This is a genomic window from Streptomyces sp. NRRL WC-3549 (assembly GCF_000721935.1).
Classification (GTDB): Bacteria; Actinomycetota; Actinomycetes; order Streptomycetales; family Streptomycetaceae; genus Streptomyces.
On the sequence record NZ_KL585420.1, the window covers coordinates 106,045 to 116,649 of the forward strand.

Consider the following 10,605-nt stretch of genomic DNA (forward strand, 5'->3'; position numbering starts at 1 on the left):
GGCCCGCCCTGCCGCCGGGCGCGGGCACCTGGGCGGCCCGCTCGATCGCCTACTTCCGGGGCAACGCGCTCACCGGCCCGCTCCTGGTGCTCTCCGCCTGGGCGGTCGTCGGAACCGCACTCAGCCTGCTGCTGTCGATGCGGCGCGGCCCGGACAGGACGGGGGCGGCGGCGGGCGGAGCCCCGGACGCGGCGGCCCCCGGCGGTTCGAGCCCCGCCTGAGCGAACGCCACCAGCGCGTTTCACGGCCGGACGGGAGTACTAGCCTGAGCACACCGCGGATCATCCGAGGTCCGTTTCAGGTCAGTTGTGGAGAATAACCGAGTGTCGAGCCGTAGAGTTCCTTCGGGTGCCTGGATAACCGTCCTGCTTGCGGGCGCCCTGGCCGCAGTGACCGTGCTGGCCGTGCACGCGCGAAGCGACGTGCCGGAAGAGGCCTCGCACACCATTACCTCCAAGCCGAGCGCCCAGCCGTCCCGGACCGCCGCGCCGAAGCCGCCGAACCCCGTGCCCGCCGAGTCCGGGACCGGTCGCCGGGTCGTCTACTCGATACAGCAGAAGCGTGTGTGGCTGGTCGACGACAAGGACGCCTCCCTGCGGACCTTCCCCGTGTGGCCGGGCACGATCCTCCCGGAGCCCGGCTCCTACAAGGTCTCTTTCAGGCGGGAGACCGGAACCGGTTCGGACGGCGTGGCCATAGAGCACGCCGTCTACTTCGGGGCCAACTCCGCTTTCTCGAACGCGGTGGACGGCTCCTCCCCCTCGCCGGATCCCGACCTCCGGACCAGCGCCATCAGGGAGAGCGCCGAAGACGGCCTCGCCCTGTGGGACTTCGCCGAGATGGACACCCCGGTGAACGTCGTGGAATAAGCCCGCCCCGCGCACGGGGGTCGCCGCTGCCGCACGAGGTCAGGCCTAAGGCGGTGTCGCCCGCGAAAAGCGAGCCGCCGCCGTGGCCCTGTCATACAGGGAGCGGCCGGAGGACCCCCCGGCGCTGGAGCTCCTCGATGTGCTCGGCGGCCCGCTGCGGCGCGTCCCCGCCCCGTATCAGGACGCCTGCCTCGATTGGACGGGACTACTCGCCTGATCGACAAATGGGGCGATCAGAGGGGAATCAAGGGTGATGGGCCGTTCAATGAGGCAAAGGACGATGCAGCTAATGGCTACGCAATCGGAAGGGATGCCGCAGGGGCCCACCTCTGATGTCCAAAGTCCGCTTCGGCCTCACAAGGGCTTGGCGCTCACCACGGTAGTCCTGCTCTCGCTCGCTGCGTCCGCATGCACAGCAGATACCGAGGCCGCGTCGGAGAAGGAGTTCTGCGACGTACCTGCGTCCTCCGCCGAAGGGGAGTCGGTGCGCGATCTACTGAAGGCGGACGAGCTCAAATCCACTGTCTTCGCTCAGACACCGCATCTGGTCGAAGGCATGAAGGAAGGGCTGGGAGAGGACCTGAAGGAGCAGACGCCGTCTCAGACCATCTGCTCGTTCGCTCCACGGGAAACCACGGGCCCCAAGAGGCTACGCATCGAGTTCTCGTGGATTCCACGGAATCCCGAGACGAGCGAGATGGACAGACTTCCGGGAAGGCTCAGCCACTACAAAGTGAACGACGCGACCGTCGAAGCCAACGACATCGTTTCGAGGCTCACCGTGCCGTGCCGGATGCCCGGCGGCCTCGAGAAGGCGTCGCAGAAGGTCCTGCTCCAGGGACAGGCTTCCAACACCCTGCTCATGGGGACCGACGTCCAGCAGAAGACGATCGACCAGCAGGTCACCTTCCTCTACCTCATGACCCGCAGAGCCACTGAAGCACTCGACTGCGCGAACAACCCGCTCGCGAAGGAACCCGTCGTCAAGCCGTCGCCCGCGCCTACCGCGTAACAGCAGGAGACCCGCCCGCCCCCGTGTGGGGGCGGGCGGGCCCTCGCTCAGTTCGCTCGCACGAGCGAACCGGCATCAGAGAAACCTCACCGCGGATCTGGTCCGGCGAATATGAGGGGCGGTCCGTGAGCGCCGGGCGGGCGGCACCTCCCCGGCGTACGCGGGCCGCCTCCTCATGACCGGGGCGGCTCTTCCGTCCGTGCCGGCACACCTTCCGCCAGTGCCCGGAACTCCTGGTAGCCGGCAGGTCTGTACATACTTCTGCGTACTGCCGAGCGCCCCGTCCGCCGCCTTGAGGTCGAACATCGGCTTACGCGCATCGTGCGCGAGCGGCATGAGGCCGCGATAGTTGCGCAAGGTGGCTACGCAATGCCGGTCGTCCCTCCGCGGGGGCACCCCTCGTCGAGCACGGCCACCGAGTAGACCCACGGGATGCGCCCGAGCCGGCGCGCGTACGCCTTCACCGGCCGATCCAGCCTCGTCTCGGGCTGCATGATCACGTAGGCCGCCAGGCCGGTACACATGCCTCCAGTTCGTCCCGCGTCGACGTCAAACGCCTGCACGTCCTGCAGCTGCCCCTGGAGGACCAGGCCGTCTAAGCACAGGCGTTCCAGCGCCTGATCGCCTTCAGGCAACTGCTGACGACGACGGACGCGCTCGGCGAGAAGCTCGCGGATGCCACCGGTGACAGCCTCGCGGCAGGTCGGTCGGCAGCCGGAGATCAGCGGGTGTGAGGCTCTCCCGGTCGGCCGGAAAACGGTTGCCGGGCCGCGCGTGCTGTACGGGCCCGTGCGTCCCCGGAACCGCCGGTGAGCCGCTCCCCCGCGCGAGGGAGCGGCTCACCGGAACCGAAGGCGGACCCGGAGGTCAGCCGATCTGCGCCCCGTACGCCGCCAGCGCCTCGGGGACCGGCCGGAAGAAGGTCGTGCCGCCCGCCGAGCAGTCGCCGCTGCCGCCCGAGGTCAGGCCGATGGCGGTGTCGCCCGCGAAGAGCGAACCGCCGCTGTCGCCCGGCTCGGCGCAGACCGTCGTCTGGATGAGCCCGTTGACGATGTCGCCGTTGCCGTAGTTGACCGTGGCGTCCAGGCCGGTGACCTGGCCGTCGTGGACCTGGGTGGTGGAGCCGCTGCGGGTCACCGTCATACCGACGGTCGCCTCGCCCGCCTTGGTGATCTTCTGGGTGGAGCCGTTGTAGAGGTCGACCTCGCTCGGGTGGGCGGTACCCGAGGTGTACTTGACCAGGCCGTAGTCGTTGCCCGGGAAGCTGGAGCCCTCGTTGGCACCGATCTCCGCGCCGCTCTGCGTCTCGGACCAGCTGGTGATGGCGTCGGTGCAGTGGCCGGCTGTCAGGAAGTACGGTTCGCCGCCCTTGACCACGTTGAAGCCCAGCGAGCAGCGCCCGCCGTTGCCCCAGATGGCGTCGCCGCCCGCGATGAGCGGCTTGAACTCGCCCTTCGTCCGCGTGAGTTCGGCCTTGCCGTCGAGCCCCTTGACGACCGCGCCGAGCTCGTCCCAGGCGGCTGCGTCGACCGTGCGGTCGGCCGTGACGACCAGCTTGTTGCTGACCGGGTCGACCGCCCAGGAGGTACCGGGGACGGTGGCCTGGTCGGCCAGGGTCTGCCGGGCGGCCTTCAGGTCGGCGGCGGAGTTCTGGACGATTCTGGCCGTGCCGCCCGCCTGGCGGACCTGCTCGGCGGCCGCCTCGTCAAGGACGTTCACGACGAGGTGCTGGGCCTCGGCGTCGTAGTACGCGCCGGCCGCGTCGGCGCCCAGCGTCTTGTCGAGGGTGGTGGCGAGATTTCCGGCCGCCTGCGCCGTCAGCGTCCGGGCGGTGAACTGGGGAACGTCATCGCTGGCGTTCGCAGTCTGGAAGGAGACTCCGGTGACGACCAGGGCGACGACCGCCGAACCCGCGAGGGCCGCACGCTTCCTGGATATGCGTCGGTGACTCAACTTCGACCTCCTGTGGGGGGCCGTGCACAGGCAAGTGGGGTGCCCGTACACGGAGGTTGGAGCGCCCACTATTCCGATGCGGCGGATCGCACACAAGGTCGCCTTCTGGACGCACACATGACAACAACACCGCACACCCGCCGTGTTCACACGGCCAGGTCGGAGGGCGCGGGTTCCGCATCGCGAACTTCACGTGCGGGCCGGAACCGGCGACGGGAGCCCGTACGGCCTGTCCGGATCACGACCTTCATGCTCCGGATGCTGGAGCCTCGCCTCCGGATACGGGGCGCACTCCGCGCCGCCGGGGGCGCCGGAGGCCACGGGGGCGCCCCGGATTCCTGCCGTCGGGGGCTGCCCGGCGAATCTTTTGACGGGCCGTCACCGAACGGGCAGCACACCGCGGGCAGTCGGCCCCGGACCGGGCAGTCGGCCCCGGACCGGGCGGGCGGCCTGGCGGGGAGCCGGCCCGGCGGCCGGACGGGGCTACGTGGAGAGTGGACCGCGGATCGCCGCACAGCCCCTCGGCCACGAGCGGAACCGCCTCCGGGCGAAGGCGGGCCCCTGCGCCGGGCTCTCCGAGAGGGGGCCGACGCCGCGACGACGTGCCGGGGAAACGGCGTCGGCCGAGAGTGACCCGGGGGTCAGTACACGCTGACGCCGTACGCGCTCAGCGCTTCCGTGACGGGCTGGAAGAAGGTCGTGCCGCCCGTGGTGCAGTCGCCGCTGCCACCGGAGGTGAGGCCGATGGCCCGGGGGCCGGAGTGGAGCGGGCCGCCGGAGTCGCCCGGCTCCGCGCAGACGTCGGTGCGGATGAGGCCCTGGATGATGTCACCGTTGCCGTAGTTGACCGTGGCGTTCAGGCCGGTGACGGTGCCGCTGTGGATGCCGGTGGTGGATCCGCGGCGGGTGACGGACATGCCCACCGTGGCGGTGGCGGCGCCGGTGATGTCCTGGCCGCCGACCGTGCCCTCCTTGGGGACCGAGTCGTCGGTGTAGCGCACGATGCCGTAGTCGTCGCCCGGGAAGCTGGAGCCGTAGGTGGTGCCGAGGACGGTGGTCTTCCCGGAATCCGCGTACCAGGTGCCGGCGCCCTCGGTGCAGTGACCGGCCGTCAGGAAGTAGTGGGCGTCGCCCTTGCGGACGTTGAAGCCGAGCGAGCACCGCCAGCCGTCCGTGTGGACCGGGTCGCCGCCCGAGATGAGTGCGCGGAGCTTTCCGGGGGTGTGTTCGATGCGCAGGGCGCCCGCCTGGGCTCCCGCGGTCCGCTTGATCCTGTCGATGTCCGCCGGTGTGACGGTGCTGTCCACGGTGACGACGAGCCGCTTGCCGACCGGGTCGAGGTGCCAGGCGGTGCCGGCGACGTCGGCGTCGAGTACGGCCTGCCCCGCGGCACCGAGCTGGTCGGCGCTGTAGGGACCGGCCGGGTCGGCACCGGCCGCGGGTACGGCCTGCGCGGTCACGGCGAAGAGGCCGGCGACGACGGCGATGACGGCGGCGGCCGTCCTGGTTCGTTTCGGGTGTCCGTCGTGGGGGGTGGTGGTGCGCTTGATCCTCACTTTTCGTTCCTCCCGAGCGGGATCTGGGGTCCGCTGCGGGGTGGCCGGACCCGTGAGGCGCGACCAGGAGGAGCACCCGCGCCCCGGGCGCGGACGTCTTCGGCTTCGAGTCGGGGGCTCCGTGCTCCTGGCATGCGCTGATCGGGAGTATCGGGGCCGCTCGACAGGGCTCGCAAGAACGCCTTTTCGGACATCCTTCCCGTAAGGGGCAGGCGGGGCGCCCCGGTCGCGCGGGGCGCCCGTGCCGGAGGGGATCAGGCGTCGAGGCGGTTCCGCTCCCCCGCCGGGACCGCCACGGGCAGGGTGTTGCCCGGCGGCGGGAAGGGGCAGATGAAGTGGTCGGCGAAGGCGCAGGGGGGCAGCAGTGCCCGGTTGAAGTCGACGCGCACCCTGCCGTCCGCGTCCGGGGCGGCCGGACGCAGGAAGCGGAAGTGGTAACTGCTCGTACCGCTGGTGGCGTCGGCGAAGACGGCCCAGAGCGAACCGTCGGGCTCCACCGCCACCTGGAGCGTGAGCGGGGTGCCGTCCAGGGTGAAGGCGATCTCCCCGCCGAGCCCGAGGCCCCGCTCACGCCCGTCGGCGTTCTCGACCCGGACGGTCCGGTCGGATCCGTACGGGCGGAAGACGCCGTCCAGCGACCAGCGCGGGTCGTACGGGGTGGCGTCGATGGTCCGGAACGCGTGCCGGGCGGGTGAGGCCGGATCGAAGTCCCGTACCGCCCAGAGGCCTTCGCGGCGCAGGACGACCAGCCTGCGTTCGCCCCGCGCGACCCGCGAGGTGTCGATCGGGCCGCGGTCCGGGCCCAGGCGCGCCTCGCCGGTCAGCGGTTCCGCGTCGAGCATCAGGCCGTCCTCGGGGGCGGCGGTGAGCAGCACCTCGTCCCCGTCCTCCCGCCACCGTCCGGGCACGCCCGGGATCCGGCCGTCCGGGTGGTCGGAGAGCCAGTGGGTCCCGGTGAGGGAGAGGGGGCCGTGGGGTGCCGCCACGGCGACGATGCGCTCCTCGTGCCAGCGTCGCCAGTCGGCGGGGCTCTGGCCGTCCTGTTCTGCGTCCGTGCTCATGCGGTCAACCCTTCCACACGGGTCCGGGGTGCCCGAGGTGCGACCTGAGCGTGGTACCGGTGCATTCGAGCGGAAGGAGCCGCGTTCCTGGAGGAGGGGCCGGCCCGGTCGACGAAGCCGTCGAGACCGCCCGGGGTCAGGCGGGGGACCGTTACGCCCTGGCCCAGCAGGAGGGGTGCGCCTCCTCGGCGAGTTCGAGCGGCTCGACGTCGGCTGCGCCTTCAAGAAGGGCACCCCGCTCGCCCCCGCCTTCCAGGCCGCGGTCAACGGGCTCAAGAAGGACGGGGCGTACGACCGCATCCTGGAGAAGTGGGGCGCCGCCGACTCCGCGATCGAGGAGTCGCGGATCTCGCCGCCCGAGATCAGGTGAACCGGCGGCGCGGTCTCAGCAGTCGCACCCGCAGTCGCAGCCGTCACCGCAGCAGCTGCAGCCGTTGCCGCAGCAGTCACAGCAGTCGCAGCAATCACCGCAATCCCCACAGTCGCACTTGTGGCAGAGCCCTTCGCGCCGCTGTCCGCTCCAGGGGTCGTGGAAGGTGCCGGCGCAGCACAACTGGCAGGTGCACGCGAGCCCGGCCCAGACCAGGCAGCCGGCGATCAGGCCGCGGCGGTCGCGGGGCGGTTCGGGCGGCAGCGGGGGCCCGGGCGGCGTCGGCGTGTACGGGTCGCCGGGCGGCGGGCCGAAGCCGCCGGCCGGCTCCCCGTCGTGCCGGTGCGTGCACGCGGTGGAGCCGAACGCCCGGTCCACCGAACGCCGCAGTTCGTGGACGAGCAGCACATGGGCCAGCCTGCCGTCGGTGAACTCCGCGTCCGCCAGCGCGAGGCGCACCCCGTGCAGCGCGTCGTCGCAGAGGCGGCGGGCCTCGGCGAGCGGGGTGCCGGTCGCGGTGAGCGGGTTCCAGGCACCCGACGCGGCGTCAGTTTCCTGGTCCTCGACGGCGTCCAGGAGATGGGCGAGCCGCCCGAAGAGCCGGCCGGCCTCGGCGAGCGGCCCGGCGTTCCGCGGTCTGCCGGCGAGTACGGCGGTGTGTGCGAAGGCCGCGGCGGTCGCGGTCTCGGTGGGTTCGGTGACGAGCAGCAGGCTGGTGCCGGGACCGGCGAGCGACTCGATGCCGGTCTGCCGGTCGACGGCGTCGACCAGGACCGCGGTGTCGAAGCCGAGCTCGGCGCCCGTCCGGGCACCGGCCCTGTCCCATCCGGCCGCGACCCGGCGCGCCGCGGCGGCGACCGGGCGGCGCTTCAACAGCCCGTCCCCGTCCGCCACGTGGTCGCGCACCTTCGCCGAGGCCAGCACCAGCGAGACGGCTGCCGCGAGCCTGGCCCCCTCACCGCGGGCGACGGGCGCGGTGCGCATCGAGCGCAGCGGACAGGGGCCCGCGGTGCGCCGGCCCTCGGGGGTGCGCTCCGCCTGAGCCTCCGTCAGCACCGAGACGATCAGGCCGTCGTAGTTCGTGGCGATCCGGGCGAACTGTCCGTGATCGGCGCGCAGTGCGAGGCAGAGCCCGCAGAGATGGGCCGTCCACTCCGCCCTGAGCCCCTCGGACAACCGATGGGTGCAGGGCCTCACTATTCCGAACACGTCTGTCCCCCGTACGCCGTTCCCCTTGACCGGGCGCGCCCGTGCCGCCGCGCGCGGCGTGCATCGTATCGAGTGACCCGTTCACCCGTACGTCCCCCATGTCACCCGTACGGACTGGAGCATCATATTTTCTTTCCGCAAGGCCCCTTATATGGGTAGAAACCTGACGAACCGCCACATGATCTGCACCAGTAGCGTCACGAATCCCCTGCGCGCCGACTATCCCCTTGGCGCACGATCCGCATCATGGACGACCATAGGGATAGGAAAGAGATGCGGAACACCACAGAACCGCGGTGAGAGGAGGCGTCCATGGGATCGGTGCGCAAGGCGAGTGCCTGGCTGGGCCTCGTGGAGGACAACGACGAGCGGTACTACGACGACGAGTACTCCGAGGATGCCGATACCGGCACGAACCAGGCGTGGGTGACCGACCCGCGGGTGCAGGTCGCCTCCGAGAAGGCGGAGGACACGGGGAGGCGGATCGCCACCGTCACCCCGGACAGCTTCCGGGACGCGCGCGCCATCGGCGAGCTCTTCCGGGACGGCGTACCGGTGATCGTCAACCTCACGGCCATGGACCCCACCGACGCCAAGCGCGTCGTGGACTTCGCCGCGGGGCTGACCTTCGGACTGCGCGGCTCGATCGAGCGCGTGGCCACCAGGGTCTTCCTGCTGACCCCCGCCCACACCCAGGTGGTGACCGGTGAGGCCGCCGGCCGGCGGGCCGACGGCTTCTTCAACCAGAGCTGAGCGGGGCGCTCGCCCCGGCGCCCCTACCTGAAGGCGTCGAGGCCGGTGAGCGCCTTGCCCAGCACCAGCTGATGCATCTCCACGGTGCCCTCGTAGGTGAGCACCGACTCCAGGTTCGTCGCGTGCCGCATCACCGGGTACTCCAACGAGATGCCGTTGGCCCCGAGGACCGTGCGCGAGGTGCGGCAGATCTCGATCGCCTCCCGCACGTTGTTGAGCTTCCCGAAGCTGACCTGCTCCGGACGGAGCCTGCCCGCGTCCAGCCGCCGCCCGAGGTGATGGGCGAGCAGGACGCCCTTGTGGAGTTCCACCGCCATGTCCGCCAGCTTGGCCTGGGTGAGCTGGAACCCCCCGATCGGCCTGCCGAACTGCTCCCGGGTCCGCGCGTAGTCCAGGGCCGCCTCGAAGCTCGCGCGCGCCGCACCCATCGCACCCCAGACGATGCCGTACCGGGCGTGGCTGAGACAGCTGAGCGGTCCGCGCAGCCCGGTGGCCTCCGGGAGCACGGCGTCGGCGGGCAGCCGGACGCCGTCCAGGACCAGCTCACTGGTGACCGAGGCGCGAAGTGACCACTTGTGCCTGATCTCCGGCGCGGAGAAGCCCGGGGTGTCCGTCGGCACGACGAAGCCGCGGATGCCCGAGCCGCCCGCCGTCTCGCCGGTCTGCGCCCAGACGACGGCGACCCCGGCGACCGAGCCGTTGGTGATCCACATCTTGCGGCCGGTGAGGATCCAGTCCGTGCCGTCCCGCTCGGCGTACGTGCGCATCCCGGCCGGGTCCGATCCGTGGTCCGGCTCGGTGAGGCCGAAGCACCCGATGATCTCGCCGGCCGCCATGCCGGGCAGCCAGCGCTGCTTCTGCTCCTCGGAGCCGAAGCGGTGGATGGCGTACATGGCGAGGGAGCCCTGCACCGAGACAAGCGAGCGGATCCCGGAGTCGGCGGCCTCCAGCTCCAGGCAGGCCAGGCCGTACTGGACCTGGAGCGACATGCCGAGGGCGCCGAGCGCGCCCAGCTCACGGGCGAGGTCGCGGATGCCGGGCAGCTCGCCCTTCTCGTACCACTCGGCGATGTGCGGCAGGACCCGGTCGGCGGCCCAGGAGCGCACGGTGCCGCGGATCGCAAGCTCCTCGGGGTCGAGGAGATCGTCGATGCCGAGGGGGTCGGACGGGTCGAACGGGGGGAGTTTCGACGGCTTCACGGACAAAGGGGCCTCCGGCGGCTCGCACGGTACCGAAAACTAGCAGTGGTAGTTACGGCGTCGCGCTGACGTTACGGCTCAGCGTCCCGCCCGTCCAGGGCCGGTGGCCTCGGCGACCTCGCGCCGCCCGACGGCCCGGTGCCGGCGGCCGGGCCCGCCCTGCGCCGGGAGCGTGCGGGCCTCCTGGCGGGACCGGTCGGGGCCGTCGGCGCGGGACGCCTCCCACTCGGGGGCGGCGGCAGGCCCGAGAGCCTCCCGGCCCTCCGTCTCCTGGCCGCAGTCCATGACCCGCGGCAGCCTCAGCGCGGCGAGCGCCCCGAGCAGCAGCAGACCCGCGCTGACCAGCAGCGTCACATGCAGCCCGTCGACGAAGGCGTGCCGGGCCGTGGTGCGCAGCACGTGGCCCGCGGGCCCGCCGAGCTGCCCGGCCACCTGGTAGGCCTCGCCGAGCGAGCGGGCGGCGGCCGACCCCGCGGCGGCGGGCACCCCTTCCTCGTGCAGCCGGGAGAGGCCGGGGGCGTAGGCGGCGTTCATCACGCTGCCGAGCAGGGCGATCCCCATACCGGCGCCCAGCTGGTACGAGGTCTCGCCGATCGCGGCCGCCCCTCCCGCCCGTTCGGCGG

Annotated in this window: 10 protein-coding genes and 4 pseudogenes; 6 read left to right on the top strand and 8 right to left on the bottom strand. The window is 71.8% G+C overall.

Annotated elements, in window-relative coordinates; translation table 11 throughout:
* The 4 genes and pseudogenes from IH13_RS0125030 to IH13_RS0125045 form a co-directional block, all read left to right on the top strand.
* Nucleotides 1-221, top strand: a pseudogene (locus IH13_RS0125030) (DUF3533 domain-containing protein); the annotation flags it as partial.
* 102 nt (nucleotides 222-323) lie between these two features.
* Complete coding sequence (locus tag IH13_RS0125035; protein ID WP_031088074.1) at nucleotides 324-869, top strand: L,D-transpeptidase; 546 nt, start codon at nucleotides 324-326, stop codon at nucleotides 867-869.
* Between the two features lie 82 nt (nucleotides 870-951).
* Nucleotides 952-1,086 carry a hypothetical protein gene (locus IH13_RS45630; protein WP_267883878.1) on the top strand — a complete coding sequence of 45 codons (135 nt, stop codon included), beginning with the start codon at nucleotides 952-954 and terminating at the stop codon, nucleotides 1,084-1,086.
* A 147-nt stretch (nucleotides 1,087-1,233) separates the two neighbouring features.
* Complete coding sequence (locus tag IH13_RS0125045; RefSeq protein ID WP_158791288.1) at nucleotides 1,234-1,881, top strand: hypothetical protein; 648 nt, start codon at nucleotides 1,234-1,236, stop codon at nucleotides 1,879-1,881.
* A gap of 362 nt (nucleotides 1,882-2,243) precedes the next feature.
* Here IH13_RS0125045 and IH13_RS44890 read toward each other — a convergent pair whose 3' ends face one another.
* From IH13_RS44890 to IH13_RS44895, 5 genes and pseudogenes are all read right to left on the bottom strand, one after another.
* The gene (locus tag IH13_RS44890; RefSeq protein ID WP_031088077.1) at nucleotides 2,244-2,516 is read right to left on the bottom strand and encodes a hypothetical protein; all 273 of its coding nucleotides are present in this window, start codon (nucleotides 2,514-2,516) and stop codon (nucleotides 2,244-2,246) included.
* Nucleotides 2,517-2,748: 232 nt separating this feature from the next.
* Complete coding sequence (locus tag IH13_RS0125055) at nucleotides 2,749-3,834, bottom strand: S1 family peptidase (protein WP_031088078.1); 1,086 nt, start codon at nucleotides 3,832-3,834, stop codon at nucleotides 2,749-2,751.
* A 641-nt stretch (nucleotides 3,835-4,475) separates the two neighbouring features.
* Nucleotides 4,476-5,390: a S1 family peptidase gene (locus IH13_RS0125060; RefSeq protein ID WP_031088079.1), complete on the bottom strand. Its 915-nt coding sequence runs from the start codon at nucleotides 5,388-5,390 to the stop codon at nucleotides 4,476-4,478.
* Between the two features lie 254 nt (nucleotides 5,391-5,644).
* The gene (locus IH13_RS0125065; RefSeq protein ID WP_031088081.1) at nucleotides 5,645-6,451 is read right to left on the bottom strand and encodes a DUF1684 domain-containing protein; all 807 of its coding nucleotides are present in this window, start codon (nucleotides 6,449-6,451) and stop codon (nucleotides 5,645-5,647) included.
* Nucleotides 6,452-6,455: 4 nt separating this feature from the next.
* A pseudogene (locus tag IH13_RS44895) lies at nucleotides 6,456-6,606 on the bottom strand (F420-dependent methylene-tetrahydromethanopterin reductase); the annotation flags it as partial.
* On the opposite strand from IH13_RS44895, the pseudogene IH13_RS0125070 reads away from it, so the two are divergent.
* Nucleotides 6,595-6,821: pseudogene (locus tag IH13_RS0125070) on the top strand (ABC transporter substrate-binding protein); the annotation flags it as partial. The pseudogenes IH13_RS44895 and IH13_RS0125070 sit on opposite strands and share 12 nt — an antisense overlap.
* Before the next feature lie 15 nt (nucleotides 6,822-6,836).
* Here the strand turns inward: IH13_RS0125070 and IH13_RS0125075 are convergent.
* The gene (locus IH13_RS0125075) at nucleotides 6,837-8,030 is read right to left on the bottom strand and encodes a DUF5685 family protein (protein ID WP_031088087.1); all 1,194 of its coding nucleotides are present in this window, start codon (nucleotides 8,028-8,030) and stop codon (nucleotides 6,837-6,839) included.
* A gap of 312 nt (nucleotides 8,031-8,342) precedes the next feature.
* Between IH13_RS0125075 and IH13_RS0125080 the strand changes: the two genes are divergently transcribed.
* Nucleotides 8,343-8,783 (top strand): cell division protein SepF, encoded by a 441-nt coding sequence (locus tag IH13_RS0125080; protein ID WP_031088089.1) that lies wholly within the window; start codon nucleotides 8,343-8,345, stop codon nucleotides 8,781-8,783.
* A gap of 23 nt (nucleotides 8,784-8,806) precedes the next feature.
* On the opposite strand, the gene IH13_RS0125085 is transcribed toward IH13_RS0125080, so the two are convergent.
* Nucleotides 8,807-9,988 (bottom strand): acyl-CoA dehydrogenase family protein, encoded by a 1,182-nt coding sequence (locus tag IH13_RS0125085; RefSeq protein WP_031088091.1) that lies wholly within the window; start codon nucleotides 9,986-9,988, stop codon nucleotides 8,807-8,809.
* Nucleotides 9,989-10,060: 72 nt separating this feature from the next.
* Nucleotides 10,061-10,605 (bottom strand): annotated as a pseudogene (locus tag IH13_RS0125090) (MFS transporter); the annotation flags it as partial.